Below are 16,056 nucleotides of genomic sequence, written 5' to 3'. Positions count from 1 at the left end.
CGGCCGGGAGACGCGGGGGGCGTCGCGCGAGGAAGGCCCGTGGGGGACACTCGGATGACCCGGGCACCTGAATTCCCGGACACCCGCATGACCCCCCACCGCTCGACCAGGACGGAGACCGCATGAGCGACACCCAGCAGGCACAGGAACTCGTGCGGGGGCGGCTCGTCCTCCTCGCCGGCGGAACGAGCGCGGTCGGCCGCGCGGCGGCACGCGCACTGCTCGAGGCGGGCGCGCGGGTCGTGATCGTGGGGTCCGATGCGAAGCGACTCGCGGAGGCCGCCGCAGAGGCGCCCGGCGCGGTCATGGAGCGCTGCGACCTCACCGACGCGGATGCCGTTCTCGCGCTGCGCGAGCGCGTGCACGCCGTGCACGGTGACGTGGATGGCGTCCTCCACCTCGTCGGCGGGTGGCGCGGGGGCGGCGGGCTGGCCGGCCAGAGCGACGAGGACTTCGCGTTCCTGCTCCGCTCGTTGACGGCTCTCCGGGTCGTCAGCCGCGTCTTCGACGGTGATCTCACGGCGTCGCCCGCCGGCCGTCTCGCGATCGTGTCGTCGACCTCGGTCACCCGCCCGCTGGCGGGCGGCGCGAACTACGCGGCGGTCAAGGCCGCGAGCGAGGCGTGGACGCGGGCGGTCGCTCACGGATTCGCGAAGAGCGCCCGCGACGCGGACCGCCCGATCTCCGCGGCGGCGGTCGTCTTCCGGGTGAGGAGCCTGGACGGCCTGGAAGACGCCTTGGCCGCCGCGTTCGTCGCGCTCTGGGACGACGACGCGGATGCCTTCAACGACGTCGTCATCGAGGTGGCAGCGGGAGCCTAGAGTTCCCCGTCGGGGCGGGCCGCGGGCACGGCGCCTGCGGTCGCGTTCGGCAACGGTCGCCGTGTCGCGGCATCGTCCGGGTGGGCGTGCTCACCCGGGGCCGACATCGCCGCCGCCGCAGCGGACGCCGCCCCCGCAGCGAGCGTATCGACGGCCTCGGCCCCGCTGGCGTCTGGGGCGGGACTCACCGACGCTTCTCCGACCTGGGCCGAGGGCGATCGGTACTGAGCCGACAGGACGCGGTACGACCGTGTGAAGAACGCGAGCACGCCGACCACGACCATGACGAGACCGGCGATCAGGAACACCAGAGCGATGCCGCGCGACTGCCCGTCGCCGAGCAGCCACCCCCAGGTGGCGCGCCCGCTTTCGGCCTCCATGTACGGGATGACCAGGAACTGCGCGATCGGGGCGATGAGGAACGAGGTGACCGGCGCGGCGGCCGACTCGAAAGCCGCCGCGAAGCCGAACACGCGACCTTGCGTGGCGAACGGCACGACCTTCTGGATGACGGTCTGCTCGGCCGCCTCGACGGGCGGGATCAACGCCATGTACACCCAGATGCCGACCGCGTAGAGCCACCACCAATCGCGGAGGGTGAACACCGCCCCGAGCGCGCCCATGGCGATGACGATCCACAGCATGGTGCGGATCGGGTTCGTGCCGAGGCCGAACTTCGCGACGAGACCGCCGCCGACGATGAAGCCGGTCGCGGTGACCGCGAGGACGATCCCCCAGACTTCCGCGTCGTAGACCCGACCGTCGATCTCGACGCGGAACAGCTCGAGCCCGTAGGGGTCCATCAGCGCCATGTAGACGCCGCCGATGAGGTTGTTGAAGGTCGAGAAGACGATGAGAGCGAAGAGTCCGGGTGCGGCTCGGACCGCGCGCACGGCGCCGCCGAGGTCGACGAGCGGGCCCGCCTCGGATCCCGCTGCCGGACGCTCCTCGGGGATGCGGATCGTGAGGAGGTGGACCAGGGCCACGACGGTGAGCGCCACCGCGATGGCCAGCGTCCATCCCATGCCGAGGAGACCGACCGAGAGCCCGCTGAAGACGCTCGTGACCACAAAGGCGAGGCCCTGGACCGTGCCGACGAGGCCGTTGGCGTTCGCGTGCCGGTCCACCGGCACGAGGAGCGTGACGGTCGTCGACAGCGCGATGTTGCGGAGGTTCTCGATGACCGCGCCGCCGAGGATGATGCCGGAGAACAGCCAGAACCATGGCGCGCCGAGGTCGAGCAGCGCCGCCTCGGGGAGAGCGAGCCAGAGCGCTCCGGCGAGCAGGAACGCTCCGAGGGTGACGACGCCGGACAAGACCATGACGCGGTGCTTGCGGTGCCGATCGACCAGGGAGCCGAACATCATGGCGAAGATCGCCAGCAGCAGCATGTACGCCCCGCCGATGATGCCCGTCGCCAGAACCGAACGCGTCTCGAGGTAGACCCAGAACGTGAGCGCGAACCAGAGGAAGCTCGTCGTGACGTTGGCCGCAGCCGTGTTGACGAGCACCGCGAGGAACGTGCGATGCCCCCGCGCGGGCACGGCTGCTCCGCGTGAGTCGGGAGGCGGATCAGCGGCCATAGGCACACGGTAGACCCGACCTCCGACATCGGCCAGGGCCCCGGGCGGTGCCCCGGGATGGGGACGCTGGACGGCGCCCCGGCCATGGACGCTGGGCGGTGCCCCGAGCCTGGGCGCTGCGCGGCGGCCGGGGCCGGTATGCCGGACGTCGTCGCCGGGCGGCGCTCCGGCCGCGGCGGGTGTCCCGGCGGCGCCCGGCCGCGGCCAGAGACCGGTCGGCGCGTCCCGCCCTCAGTCGAGCAGGCTCCGGATGTCGTCGGCGGTCAGGCTCGGGCCGCCGGCGAAGGCGCCGCCGCCCTCGTCGGCATCCTCGTCGAGCACGCGCGAAAAGAGATCGGCCTTGGCCTGGCGGAGCGCGACGACCTTCTCCTCGACCGTGTCGGAGGAGACCAGCCGGTACACGATCACCGGCCGCGTCTGCCCGATGCGATGGGCGCGGTCGATCGCCTGCTCCTCGACCGCGGGGTTCCACCAGGGGTCGAGCAGTACGACGTAGTCGGCCTCGACCAGGTTGAGCCCCACCCCGCCGGCCTTGAGCGAGACGAAGAACGCCGGGTCACTGCCGTCGCGGAACCGATCGATCTCGGCCTGCCGGTTGACGGTCGTGCCGTCGAGGTAGCCGGATGCCAATCCCGCGTCGGTGCAGCGCTGGCGAGCGGCTCGCAGGAAGCGCGTGAACTGGCTCAGCACGAGCACGCGATGCCCTTCCGCCTCCGCCTCGACCAGCAGGTCTTCGAGAGCGTCGAGCTTCGCCGAGGGCGCGTCTCCCTCGTCGACGAGGGCCGGGTCGAGTGCCAGCTGGCGGAGCATCGTCAGCGAGCGGAAGATGGCGAACCGGTTGCCTTCAGCGTCGTCGTCGAGCAGTCCGAGCAGGCGCTGACGCTCGCGGTGGAAGCGACGGTCGTAGAGCTTTCGGTGCGCGGGATGCAGGGCGACCTCGATGATGGTCTCCTGCTTGGGCGGCAGTTCGGCGGCCACGAGGTCTTTCGTGCGCCGGAGGAGGAACGGCCGGATGCGCCGGCGCAGGAGGTCGAGACGTTCCGCGTCGGCGTGCTTCTCGATCGGGGTGCGGTACAGCTCGGTGAACGACTCGCGCGTCCCCAGGAGGCCCGGCGCCACGAGCGACATGAGCGCCCACAGCTCGAGCAGGTTGTTCTCCATCGGCGTGCCCGTGATGACGAGCGTGAAGGGCACCGCCAGCGCGCGAGCCGCCCGGTAGCCCCGCGACGACGGGTTCTTGATCTGCTGCGCCTCGTCGAGCACGAGACCCGACCAGGCGGCCTCGGCGTACTGCTCCTGCTCGAGGCGGAACAGGGCGTAACTGGTGACGACCACGTGGGCGCCGTCCGCCGCCTCGGCGATCGTGTCCGCGCGCCGCGCGCGGGTGGCCGAGATCGTGCGGACCTCGAGGTCGGGCGCGAACGTCGCGCATTCGCGCGCCCAGTTGCCCACCACGCTCGTGGGCGCGACGATCAGGAACGGCGGCAGGGTGGGGTCGTCGACGCGGGCCGCCTCCATCATCGCGATGGTCTGCACCGTCTTCCCGAGCCCCATGTCGTCGGCGAGGATGCCTCCGAGCCCCTGCGTACGAAGGAAATGCAGCCAGTCCAGCCCGGACCGCTGGTAGTCGCGGAGGGTCGCGCGCAGGCCCGCCGGCGGCTCGATCCGGGTGAGGGCCGCCTCGTCGGTCAAGCCGCGCACGCGCAACCACCACTCGGCCTCGTGCGCCCCGAGCATGCCGAGCTCGGACAGGTCGTCCCACAGGCCCACGTTGTAGCGGTTGATCGTGAGATCGTTGCCCGGCCGGTCGGCGAGGGTGCGGGCTTCGTCGATCACCGCGCGCAGGCGGTCGAATTCCGGGGTGTCGAGCCGCACGTACGCACCGTCGCCGAGGAACAGCACGCGATCGCCGAGCGCCAGCGCGGTGTAGAGCGCGGTGAAGTCGACCTCGACGTCGCCGACCGTGACCCGCGCGTTCAGGTCGAACCAATCACTGCCGTCGTCGGCGCCGGTACTCAGCTGCACCACCGGCGCCTCGGAAGCGGCGCGATAGGCGGGGTCGTCGCCGGTGACGTGCAGCCGCACGTGCTCGAGGCCCCGCAGACGCGGCATCCCCTCTCCGACGAACAGGGCGGCGGCGGCGGGCGCCATCGCGCGAGCCGGGGCCGCGCCCGTCGGGAACGGCGCCGGGACGTCGATGCGCAGCTCCTCGGCGATGGCGGAGACGGCGGCCCACACGGCCCTCTCGTGCTCATCGTGTCGGCGCCCCCGCGTCGACGATCGATCCCAGCGTGTGGCGAGGGCTGTGGCCCCCTCGCGATGCTCGACGATCACCTCGAGCACCGGCCGCGGCGCCTCGGGAACATCGACCGTGCCCCGCGGCGACACGACAGGGGCATCCAGCTGGAGGCGCGGGAGGTAATCGCGCAGGAACGTCTCGGACCCGCGCTCGTCGACCGTGAGCGCACCCGACCGGGCGAGGAGCCCGCGGACCGGTCCCGACGCCGGTGTCGCCAGACGTGCGAGCGTGATGCGCTCGTCGTCTCCGTCGCGATCGTCGACGAAGGCGACCGCGACGGCGGGATCGCCGACGACCCAGCAGGGCAGTGCGGCCGTCTCGGCGTCGACGCCCTGCACCGTCCCGCGCACGTGCAGGGCCGAGCCCCGGCGGTCCAGCGACACCGCCGCCGTCGCCGACTTCTCGACGATGCGAACCGGGTGATGGATGCCGGCACCCGAGACGAGCGGGACACCCGCGGCCACGACGGCCTCGAGCTGCAACCACAGCGAGTGCGGCGGGACCGCGGAGAGCGGCATCCATTCGTCGGAGAGGTAGGCACCGGAGCTGAAGCGCCCCAGCCGCCCCAGGCTGTCGAGCGCGGCGCGCGCGCGGGGATCGGCCGGGAGGGCTGCGAGGGCGGACCAGCCGGCGCGGCCCTTGATCCACGTGCCGCGGGAACCCCGCACCCCGGGCCGCGCGCTCAGCGTCAGCGCCGTGCCGTGACCGCGCCCCCCACCCCGGCGGATCGAGAGGAAAATGCAGAGGTCGAAGGGCGCCTCGTCGTCGACCGCGGTCGCGGTGGAGAACAGCTCGTCGAGCGAACGCTGCCACTCGGGCCGAGGGGGACGGCCCGCGGAGATCAGGCGGTCGAAGAGCACGAGCGCGGCCGCGCAGGAATGCTCGCACTCGGGTCCGCGACCGCACGAGCACCACCCGGACAGGCGGGAGAGATCGTCAGGGACGCGCAGCTCGAGGTGTTCGTAGCCCGACGCCCCGAAGGACTGCGCCGCGACAACGAGCACACCGCTGACGGAACGCGCGTCGCCCACCTCGACGGAACCGTAGACGAGCAGACGGTCGGCACGCGTCATCGCCGACGCCGAGAACATCTCGCCGGCGATACTGAGCGCTTCCGGGTCCAACCGCATCCCCCCATTGTCGTGGCGGCCACCGACACCCCGTCGCGCTAGGCGCACATCGGTGGATGGATGCCCCCTGGGGAGGAGCCGGGAAAAGTTACGCTGGAGGAGTGACTTCCCTCCACGACACGTCGGTACGCGGCTTCGCGTCCGACAACTATTCCGGCATCCACCCCGACGTGCTCGCCGCGATCGCGATGGCCAACGAAGGCCACCAGGTCGCCTACGGCGAAGACGTCTACACCGCGCGCCTGCAGGAGCTGTTCGTGTCGCTCCTGGGCGACGGCGTCGAGGCGTATCCCGTCTTCAACGGCACGGGCGCCAACGTCGTCGGGCTGCAGTCGATGCTCCCCCGCTGGGGCGCCGTGATCTCGGCGTCCACCGCGCACATCAACGTCGACGAGGGAGGTGCACCCGAGCGCGTGGGCGGCATCAAGCTCCTGACGGTCCCCACCGACGACGGAAAGCTCACCCCCGAGCTCGTCGACCGCGAGGCGTGGGGCTGGGGCGACGAGCACCGCGCGCAGCCGCTCGTCGTGTCGATCACGCAGTCGACCGAGCTGGGCACGCTCTACACCGTCGACGAGATCCGCGAGCTCGCCGCGCACGCGCACGGGCACGGCATGCGGCTGCACATGGACGGCGCACGCATCGCGAACGCCGCCGCCGCCCTCGACGTGCCGCTGCGTGCCTTCACCCGCGACGCGGGTGTGGACGTGCTGAGCTTCGGCGGCACGAAGAACGGCGCGATGATCGGCGAGGCGATCGTCGTGCTCGACCCCGAGGCCTCGACCGGTCTGACGTACCTCCGCAAGCTCGACATGCAGCTGTCGAGCAAGATGCGCTTCGTCTCGGCGCAGCTCGTCGCCCTGCTCGACGGCGACCTGTGGCTGCGCAACGCTCGTCATTCCAACGCGATGGCACAGCGCCTGCGTGCGGGTGTCGAGGCGGGACTCGCCGACGGTTCGATCCAGGGCGTCGAGTTCACGCAGCCCACGCAGGCGAACGGCGTCTTCGCGACCTTGCCCGTCGGTGTCGCCGACCGGCTGCGCGCGAGCTTCCGGTTCTACGACTGGGACGAGATCCGCCGCGAGGTGCGGTGGATGTGCTCGTTCGACACCACCGAAGACGACATCGACGCGTTCGTCGCCGCGATCGCGCGCGAGACGAGCGCGTGAGGTGAGGCCCCGTCACCCGCAGAGGGCGGCGGCGTGAGGCCCCGGGCCGTGGCATCCGGAACAGGATGCCGCGGCCCGGGGCGTTTCACGCTCCCGTCAGCCAGTCGCGATAGGCGTCGAACGTGCTCTCGCGCCCGAGGAAGGCCCGGACGAGCTCGCCGGCGTCGCGGGTCCCGCCGGGTTCGAGGATCTCTCGCCGATAGCGCGTGGCCGTGTCGACGTCGAAGAGGTCGTCGCCGAACGCCGACAGCAGGTCTCGCGCGATGACGAGGCTCCACTGGTACGTGTAGTAGCAGGCCCCGTAGCCCGTGAGGTGCCCGAATCCGGCGTACGAGTGCGACCCGTCGAGCGGTGTCACCGGGCTCGCGGCGCGGTAGTAGCCGTCGACGGCAGAACGCAGGTCGGCGGGGCGGTCGACGTGCAGGCGGTACGACGTCGTGGCGTGTCCGAGCTGTCTCGTGACCTCTAGACCTCTTCCGAACGCGTCGGCGGTGCGCATGCGAGCGACGAGGTCGGCGGGGATGGGCTCGCCCTCGTCGTTCCGCGCGAAAACGGCGAGCGCCTCGGCATCCCATGCCCACTCCTCGAGCAGCTGGCTGGGGGCCTCGACGAAGTCCCACTCGGTGGCGACACCCGTCCACCGCGCCCACTTCTGATGTCCGCCGAGGATGTCGTGCACGAGGTGGCCGAACTCGTGGAAGAAGGTCACGACCTCGTCGTGCTCGAGCAGGCCGCGCGAGAAGTTGCACAGCAGCACCGATTCGGGCAGGGAACGACCCGCGATCCCGGGCGCGAGCCCGAAGCACGCGGCGTGGTTGTACTTGCCCTCGCGCGGGTGGAGGTCGAGGTGGATGCGACCGAGACGCTCCCCCGCGCGGACGACGTCGTACGTGCGCACGTCGTCGTGCCACGACGGCGTCTCGACCGGCACGTACTCGACGTCGAGCAGACGTCCGGTCGTGGCGAGCACCCCGTCGAGCACGCGGTCGAAGCGGAAGTACGAGCGCACCCGCTGCGCGTCGACGTCGTACTCCTCGCGCTTGAGCGCTCCGAGGACGTACCAGAAGTCGGCGATCGTGACGGCGTCGGCGTGGGGATCGTCGTGGCGCAGGCGGGCGAGGACCCGCTCGTACTCGGCGGCCGCCGCCGGCGCCGCTGCCGCCGCGACGCGGTCGAGGAACGTCGCCACGGCGGCGCTGGAGCCGATCATGCGCGTCTCTGTCTCGTAGTCTGCCCAGTCGCCGTAGCCCAGGATCTGCGCCCGCTCGGCCCGCACGGCGAGGAGTTCGGCCAGCACGGGCTCGTTGACGGGCCAGGCGAGGTCGTTGTACGCGCCCACCAGCGCATGCCGTACCGATCGGTCGCGGGCGTACTCCCGCACGGGCATGAGGTCGGTGTACTCGGTGGTGAGGGTGATCATGCCCTCGTCGTCGGCCGGATGCTCGTCGAGGAAGTCGGCCGGGAGCCCCTCGAGCGACGACGCCGGGACGCGGATCTCGCGGCGCCCTTCGCGGATGTTGCGCGAGAACGTCAGCGACAGCTCGGTGTCGCGGTCGGTCAGCTCCCGTACGCGCTCGCGGTCGGCATCCTCCAGGTCGACACCACCACGGCGGAAGTCGCGGCGGACGTGCGCGAGGAAGCGCTGCTCGTCGGCGTCGAGCCCGTCGGGGTCCGCGTCGGCGAAGACGCTCCACAGGTCGCGGTCGAGGAGCCGTTTGGACTGCACCGCGTCGACGGCCTGCGCCTGCTTCTCGGCGATGTCTCGGACCTCGGCGTCGGGGTGCGACTCGCTGATCAGGTGGGAGGGGGCGGCGGCCTCGCTGAGGGCGAGATCCGCTTCGTTCCACAGCGCGAGACGCTCGCGCAGGCTCAGGTCGGCCTCGGCCACGAGCTGCGCGTCGATCTCGACGACCCGATCGAGCAGACCGCGGGGGCGCTCCTCGGCGAACACGCGCCACTCGTCGAGGTCGCGGGGCAGGGTCAGGGGTTCCAGGGGAGAAGCCGGCATCCTCCGACCCTAGGCAGGGCCGACGACACCGGGCAATGGGCGGTGGAGAACCGCCCGACCGGCCGCCCCTGGGGAGGAACCGTCAGCGCAGTGCGCCGACCGAGGCGAGGGCGAGGCGGATGAGCGTGCCGCGGCCGCCCTCCATCTCGTCGGAGAGGGCGTCGGATGCCGCCTCCTGCGGCGAGAGCCAGGTGACCTCGAGCGCGTCCTGGCGCGGTTCGCACGTGCCGGTGACCGGCACGACGTACGCGAGGGACACGGCGTGCTGGCGGTCGTCGTGGAAGGCGCTCACACCCGGCAGCGGGAAGTACTCCGCGACCGTGAACGGGGTGGGCTGCGGCGGAAGAAGCGGGAAGGCCATCGGCCCCAGATCGTTCTCGAGGTGGCGGAACAGCGCGTCGCGAACGGTCTCGCCGTAGCGCACCCGCCCCGAGACGAGCGTGCGCGTCATCTCGCCGAGCGGCGTCGCCCGCAGCAGGATGCCGACCTGCGTCACCGCGCCCATGCCGTCGGTGCGCACCGGGAGCGCTTCGACGTAAAGCATCGGCAGGCGCCGACGCGCCTCCGCGAGCTCGACCTCGCTCAGCCAGCCCGGGTTGGGGTTGGGACCTCCCTGCGCGCCTGAGAACGAGGAGGAGAGCGACTCGCGCTCGTCGCCGTTGTCGCCGGGTTCGGGGTCGGGGGTGCGCACGGGCATGCTCCCTGTATATCAACGTCTGCTCCGGATGCCGCGTTTCCCGGTCTCCGACCGGTCGCCGCCGTCCCGCCTCGACCACCCCGCTCGGCCGGTCGGCCGGACCGGCGATGTCGGAGGCCTTTGCCACAATGGCGGCATGAGCGCGCATCCCTCCCTCGATCCGTCCGTCGTGCGGTGGTCCGTCCCGGCCGACGAGCGCGCCGGGCGACCCGTGCTCCTGCTCCTGCACGGCTACGGCTCCGACGAGCACGACCTTCTCGGCCTCGTGCCGCACCTGCCCGAACGGTTCGTGGTCGCGAGCGTGCGCGCGCCGCTGGCGCCGCCATGGCCGATGCCCGGGGCGTCGTGGTACCCGATCGAGGGTCTCGACGGCCGCGATCCCGATGCGGTCACGCTCGCGGCGCACGCGGTGCTGTCCTGGGTGAAGGATGCCGTGGGAGCGGCGCCCGTGGGCCTGCTGGGGTTCTCGCAGGGCGGCGCGGTGGCCCTGCAGACGCTCCGCGTGGCCCCGGATGCCGTGTCGTTCGCCGTGGTGCTCGCCGGGTACGCGCCCGGTGGGGAGCTGCCGGGCGATGAGGTCCTCGCCGAGCGCCGCCCTCCCGTGTTCTGGGGGCGTGGAGCAGCCGACGACGTCATCCCCGCGGCCCTCGTTGATTCGACGGCGCAGTGGCTCCCCGTGCATAGCGAGCTGAGCGGTCGGGTGTACCCGGGTCTCACGCACTCGATCTCGCAGGACGAACTCGACGACGTGCGGGCGTTCCTCGAGGCGCGCCTGCGCGATCGCGATGCCGCGTCGGCGTGAGCGGTGCGGGGCCCGCGCGGCCGCGGCGTTTTGACGCGCGTTCCGCGACCAGCGAACGTCAACCCCGGCCCGATGTCGGAGGTCCGGGAGAGGATGTCGGCATGGCCGACGTGCTGGAGAAATTCGGTCCTGCAACGCAGGATTGGTTCCGCGGCGCGTTCTCCGCGCCCACCAACGCGCAGAAGGGGGCGTGGGAGTCCGTCTCGTCCGGCCGCAACGCACTCGTCGTCGCCCCGACAGGGTCGGGCAAGACACTGTCGGCCTTCCTCTTCGCGATCGACCGCATCTTCCGCGAGAAAGCCCCCGAGGTCCCGGATGCTGCGCCCGCTCGCCGCGACAAGAAGGCGGCAGCGAAGGCCCCGGCGACGAACACCCGCGTCCTGTACATCTCGCCGCTGAAGGCTCTCGGCGTCGACGTCGAGCGCAATCTGCGCTCCCCCCTCGTCGGTATCGGACAGTCGGCGCGACGGCTCGGCATCGACGTCCCGGCCGTGAGCGTGGGCGTGCGATCGGGAGACACGAGTTCGAGCGACCGGCGGAAGCTCGTCACCGATCCGCCCGACATCCTGATCACCACCCCCGAGTCGCTTTACCTGATGCTCACGAGCCAGGCGGCCGAGACCCTGCGCGGCGTGCACACGGTGATCATCGACGAGGTCCACGCTGTCGCCGCCACGAAGCGCGGCGCGCACCTCGCGGTGAGCCTCGAGCGCCTCGACGCCCTTCTGGATTCCCCCGCGCAGCGCATTGGGCTGTCGGCCACGATCCGGCCGATCGACGAGGTCGCCCGCTTCCTCGGCGGGGCCCAGCCCGTCGACATCGTCGCGCCGAAGGCCACGAAGGCGTTCGACCTGTCGGTCGTGGTGCCGGTCGACGACATGCTCAATCCGCCGCCCCCGCCCGGATCTCCCGCCCCCGACGAGGCGGGCGACGGCGAGTGGTTCTCGGAGCGCCCCGAGAGCACAGAGATGGCGGGTTCCGTGTGGCCGCACGTGGAGGAGGCGATCGTCGATCGCATCCTGGAGCGTCGATCGACCATCGTGTTCGCCAACTCCCGCCGGCTCGCGGAACGTCTGACGGGGCGTCTCAACGAGATCTACGCCGAGCGGCAGGGCATCGAGGTGCCCGAGCCGACCGTGCCGGCGGCGCAGATGGCGCAGGCCGGCTCGTCGGCCGGGGTGTCGGCGATCCTCGCCAAGGCGCACCACGGGTCGGTCTCGAAGGAGCAGAGGGCCCAGGTCGAAGACGAGCTCAAGTCCGGCGTCCTCCGCTGCGTGGTGGCGACGAGCAGTCTCGAACTCGGCATCGACATGGGCTCGGTCGACCTCGTCATCCAGGTCGAGTCGCCGCCCAGCGCGGCATCCGGACTCCAACGCGTCGGCCGCGCGGGCCACCAGGTCGGCGAGGTCAGTCGCGCCGCCCTCTTCCCGAAGCACCGCAGCGACGTCCTGCACACCGCGGTGGTGACCGAGCGCATGCTCGGCGGACGCATCGAGGCCATCTCGGTGCCGCAGAACCCTCTCGACATCCTCGCCCAGCAGACCGTCGCCGCTTCCGCCCTCGGCGCGATCGACGTCGAGGAGTGGTTCGACACCGTCAAGCGCAGCGCGCCCTTCCGTTCGCTCCCGCGCTCGGCCTACGAGGCGACGCTCGACCTGCTCGCCGGGCGCTATCCGTCCGACGAGTTCGCCGAACTGCGCCCCCGGCTGGTGTGGGACCGCGATGCGGGCACGCTGACGGGTCGACCGGGCGCGCAGCGCGTGGCCGTGACCAGCGGCGGCACCATCCCCGACCGCGGCCTGTTCGGCGTCTTCGTCGCCGGAGAGTCGCAGAACGCTCGCGTCGGCGAACTCGACGAGGAGATGGTCTACGAGTCGCGCGTCAACGACGTGTTCACACTCGGCACGACCAGTTGGCGCATCGTCGAGATCACCCACGACCGGGTGAACGTCGTACCCGCCTTCGGCCAACCGGGGAAGCTGCCGTTCTGGCACGGCGACGGCATCGGCCGCCCGGCCGAGCTCGGCGAGGCGCTGGGCAAGTTCTCGCGCGACATCGCGGGCGCCGACCGCGCCAAGGCCGAGGAGCGTCTGCGCGAATCCGGACTCGACGACAACGCCATCACCAACCTGCTCGCCTACCTCGCCGAGCAGCGCGAGGCGACCGGAAGCCTTCCCACCGACAAGACGCTCACGGTCGAGCGCAGCCGCGACGAGGTCGGCGACTGGCGCATCATCCTCCATTCCCCATACGGCATGCAGGTGCACTCCCCCTGGGCGCTGGCGGTCAACGCCCGCATCCGCGAGCGACTGGGGGTCGAGGGCGCCGCCGTCGCGAGCGACGACGGCATCATCGCTCGCGTTCCGGATGCCGCGGCCGAACCGCCCGGTGCCGACCTCTTCGTCTTCGAGCCCGACGAACTCGAGCAGATCGTCACCGACGAGGTGGGCGGCTCCGCGCTGTTCGCCTCGCGGTTCCGCGAGTGCGCCGCCCGTGCGCTCCTGCTCCCGCGACTCAACCCCAACCGGCGTTCGCCCCTCTGGCAGCAGCGGCAACGCTCCGCCCAGCTGCTCGAGGTCGCCAAGCGGCATCCGGCCTTCCCGATCATCCTCGAGACGCTGCGCGAGGTGTTGCAGGACGTCTACGACCTCCCCGCCCTCCTGCGCATCACGCGTCAGATCGGCGAGCGACGCATCCGCCTCGTCGAGATCACCACCTCGCAGCCGTCGCCGTACGCCCGCGACCTGCTCTTCGGCTACGTGGGCGCCTTCATGTACGAGGGCGACTCGCCGCTGGCCGAACGCCGTGCCGCGGCCCTCTCGGTCGACCCCGCGCTGCTGAGCGAGCTGCTCGGAAAGGTCGAGATGCGCGAGCTGCTCGACCCCGACGTGATCGCGCAGTTCGAGCGCGAAGCGCAACGCCTCGACCCCGATCGCCGCGCGCGCGGGGTGGAAGGCGTCGCCGATCTGCTCCGCATCCTCGGGCCCCTCGACGCGAGCGAGGTGGCGGCGCGCCTCGACACCGAGGGCGATGCCGTCGCCGAGGCGGAGCAGCACCTCGCGGCGCTCGTGGACGAACGTCGCGCGATCCGCGTCACGATCGCCGGAGTCGCGCGCGTGGCCGGGATCGAAGACGCCGGGCGCCTGCGCGACGCCCTGGGCGCGGCGCTGCCGGTCGGCATCCCGAACGCCTTCCTCGAACCGCTCGCCGATCCGCTCGGCGACCTCGTGGCCCGCTACGCCCGCACGCACGCCCCGTTCACGACGGATGCCGTGGCCGAACGACTCGGGGTCGGCGTCGCCGTGGCCCGTCTCACCCTGCAGCGCCTCGAGGCGCAGGGGCGCCTCTCGAGCGGGTTCTTCCTGCCGGAGGCCTCGGGCGGTGCGCGCGGCGACGACACGGAGTGGTGCGACGTCGAGGTGCTGCGCCGCCTGCGCATGCGCTCCCTCGCCGCGATCCGCGGGAGCGTCGAGCCCGTCCCCCCGGCCGCGTACGCGCGCTTCCTCCCGGTGTGGCAGCACCTCGGCCGCCCCCTCGAGGGCATCGACGGCGTGCTGGCCGTCATCGAGCAGCTGGCCGGGGTGCCGATCCCCGCGAGCGCATGGGAATCGCTCGTGCTCCCCTCGCGCGTCGCGGACTACTCCCCCGCCCTGCTCGACGAGCTGACCGCCACGGGTGAGGTCGTCTGGTCGGGGCACGGCACCCTGCCCGGCCGCGACGGATGGATCGCCCTCCACCCGGCGGAGGCCGCTCCCTTCACGCTGCAGGACCCCGACGACGCCGACGACCCCGCCCCCGATTCCCTCGAGGCGCGCATCCTCGCGGTGCTCGCGGGTGGCGGAGCGTACTTCGCCGCGCAGGTGAAGCAGCTGGCCGGGGCGGAGAACGAGCAATCCGTCAACGACGCCCTGTGGGCCCTCACGTGGGCGGGGCGTGTCACCAACGACACCTTCGCCCCCGTGCGCACCCTCCTCAGCGGCGGCGGTCAATCGCATCGCGTCGCCCGGCGGGCCCCGCGGGCGCGGATGTACCGCGGCGCGACGATGCCCCGCGCCACCTCGGCGCCTCGACCGCCGTCGCTCGGCGGTCGCTGGTCGCTCCTCCCCGAGCGCGAACCCGACCCCGCCGCACGGGCGACCGCCACAGCGAGCCTGCTGCTCGACCGATACGGCGTCGTCACGCGAGGCGCCGTGCAATCGGAGGGCGTTCCCGGCGGCTTCGCGCAGGTCTACCGCATCCTCGCCGGGTTCGAGGAGGCCGGACACTGCCGACGGGGCTACGTCATCGAGAAGCTCGGCGCCGCCCAGTTCGCAGCCTCGGCGACCGTCGACCGCCTGCGCGAGTTCGCCGCGGTCGCCGATCCTCCGCCGCTGCGCACCGTCACGCTCGCGGCGACCGACCCGGCGAACCCCTATGGAGCCGCGCTCGGCTGGCCCGCGATCGAGGGGGTCACGCACCGGCCCGGGCGCAAGGCCGGCGGACTGGTCGTGCTCGTCGACGGCGAGCTCACGCTCTACCTCGAGCGCGGCGGGCGCAGCGCCCTGGCCTTCACCGACGACGAGGCGGCCCTGCAGGCCGCGGCCCGGCACCTGACCGAGACCGCGCGGAAGAGGCGGCTCGACACCCTGACCGTGGAGCAGGTGAACGGCGAGTTCGTGTACGGCACCGGAGTCGGACGCGCCCTGCGCGAGGCCGGCTTCGTCGAGTCGCCGAAGGGCCTCACCCTGCGCAAGCTCACGGCCGGCGACACCCTCCGCGAGGGCGCCCGTGCCTGAGGGCGACACCGTCTACCGCGCCGCCGCGAAGATGAACGCCGCGCTGGCGGGCAGGGTCGTCACGCGGTTCGACATCCGCGTGCCCGGCAGCGCCACCGCCGACCTCCGCGGCGAGACCGTGCACGAGGTCGCCGCCCGCGGCAAGCACCTGCTGCACCGCATGGGCGGCTACACCCTGCACTCGCACCTCAAGATGGAGGGCCGCTGGGACCTCTACCGCCCCGGACAGCGGTGGCGACGCCCCGCGTTCAAGGCCCGAGCCATCGTCGGGGTCGAGGGCATGGATGCCGTCGGCTTCGACCTCGCCATGGTCGAGGTGCTGCGCACCACCGATGAGCACACGGTGATCGGCCACCTCGGTCCCGATCTGCTCGCCGACGACTGGGACGAAGCCGAAGCGGTCCGGCGCGTCTCGCTCGACGACAGGGCGGCCCACGTGGCCCTGCTCGATCAGCGAAACGTCGCGGGGTTCGGCAACGTCTACGCCAATGAACTGCTCTTCGTGCGAGGCATCGCCCCGACGACACCCGCGACCGAGATCGACGCCCGCGCGACGATCGCCCTCGGCGAGCGCATGATCCGCGCGAACCTCCCCCGCCCGGAGCGCACATTCACGGGCGACAATCGCCCCGGCCGTCGGTTCTGGGTCTACGGGCGAGAGGGCGCGCCGTGCCGTCGGTGCGGCACCCCGATCCGCGCCACCACCCTGGGCGCATCGGACACGAGCGAGCGCAACGTGTTCTGGTGCCCGACCTGCCAACCCGGCTGAGCG

The 16,056-nt window shown here is 72.1% G+C and carries 9 protein-coding genes; 5 read left to right on the top strand and 4 right to left on the bottom strand.

Translation table 11 applies throughout. The annotated features are described in order from the left end of the window. The first annotated feature begins 122 nt into the window (after nt 1–122). Nucleotides 123–821 (top strand): SDR family NAD(P)-dependent oxidoreductase, encoded by a 699-nt coding sequence (locus B0B15_RS04460; RefSeq protein ID WP_076673595.1) that lies wholly within the window; start codon nt 123–125, stop codon nt 819–821. Here the strand turns inward: B0B15_RS04460 and B0B15_RS04455 are convergent. Both B0B15_RS04455 and B0B15_RS04450 read right to left on the bottom strand, forming a co-directional pair. Then, complete coding sequence (locus tag B0B15_RS04455; RefSeq protein ID WP_083708858.1) at nt 818–2,404, bottom strand: MFS transporter; 1,587 nt, start codon at nt 2,402–2,404, stop codon at nt 818–820. The two genes, B0B15_RS04460 and B0B15_RS04455, sit on opposite strands and share 4 nt — an antisense overlap. Nucleotides 2,405–2,635: 231 nt before the next feature. Further along, nucleotides 2,636–5,833: a DEAD/DEAH box helicase gene (locus B0B15_RS04450; RefSeq protein ID WP_083708857.1), complete on the bottom strand. Its 3,198-nt coding sequence runs from the start codon at nt 5,831–5,833 to the stop codon at nt 2,636–2,638. 101 nt (nt 5,834–5,934) lie between these two features. Here B0B15_RS04450 and B0B15_RS04445 point away from each other — a divergent pair, with 101 nt between their 5' ends. After that, nucleotides 5,935–7,002 carry a threonine aldolase family protein gene (locus B0B15_RS04445; RefSeq protein WP_076673593.1) on the top strand — a complete coding sequence of 356 codons (1,068 nt, stop codon included), beginning with the start codon at nt 5,935–5,937 and terminating at the stop codon, nt 7,000–7,002. A gap of 85 nt (nt 7,003–7,087) precedes the next feature. Here the strand turns inward: B0B15_RS04445 and B0B15_RS04440 are convergent, their stop codons facing one another. Beyond that, nucleotides 7,088–9,010 (bottom strand): M3 family metallopeptidase, encoded by a 1,923-nt coding sequence (locus B0B15_RS04440; RefSeq protein ID WP_076673591.1) that lies wholly within the window; start codon nt 9,008–9,010, stop codon nt 7,088–7,090. An 82-nt stretch (nt 9,011–9,092) separates the two neighbouring features. Next, nucleotides 9,093–9,707 carry an NUDIX hydrolase family protein gene (locus B0B15_RS04435; RefSeq protein WP_076673589.1) on the bottom strand — a complete coding sequence of 205 codons (615 nt, stop codon included), beginning with the start codon at nt 9,705–9,707 and terminating at the stop codon, nt 9,093–9,095. A 136-nt stretch (nt 9,708–9,843) separates the two neighbouring features. Here B0B15_RS04435 and B0B15_RS04430 point away from each other — a divergent pair, with 136 nt between their 5' ends. The 3 genes from B0B15_RS04430 to B0B15_RS04420 all read left to right on the top strand — a co-directional run bounded on the left by B0B15_RS04430 (nt 9,844) and on the right by B0B15_RS04420 (nt 16,053). Continuing rightward, entirely contained in the window at nt 9,844–10,509 is a 666-nt protein-coding gene (locus B0B15_RS04430) for an alpha/beta hydrolase (RefSeq protein ID WP_076673587.1), read from the top strand. Between the two features lie 101 nt (nt 10,510–10,610). Then, nucleotides 10,611–15,284 (top strand): ATP-dependent helicase, encoded by a 4,674-nt coding sequence (locus tag B0B15_RS04425; protein WP_076673584.1) that lies wholly within the window; start codon nt 10,611–10,613, stop codon nt 15,282–15,284. Next, complete coding sequence (locus tag B0B15_RS04420; RefSeq protein ID WP_076673582.1) at nt 15,277–16,053, top strand: DNA-formamidopyrimidine glycosylase family protein; 777 nt, start codon at nt 15,277–15,279, stop codon at nt 16,051–16,053. The genes B0B15_RS04425 and B0B15_RS04420 overlap by 8 nt, the downstream gene beginning before the upstream one ends. The last annotated feature ends 3 nt before the right edge of the window (nt 16,054–16,056 follow it).

This window comes from Microbacterium sp. RU1D, from assembly GCF_900156435.1.
Lineage (GTDB): Bacteria > Actinomycetota > Actinomycetes > Actinomycetales > Microbacteriaceae > Microbacterium.
The sequence above is the reverse complement of the archived record's forward strand: the minus strand, read 5'-3'. Positions and strand labels throughout refer to the sequence as shown.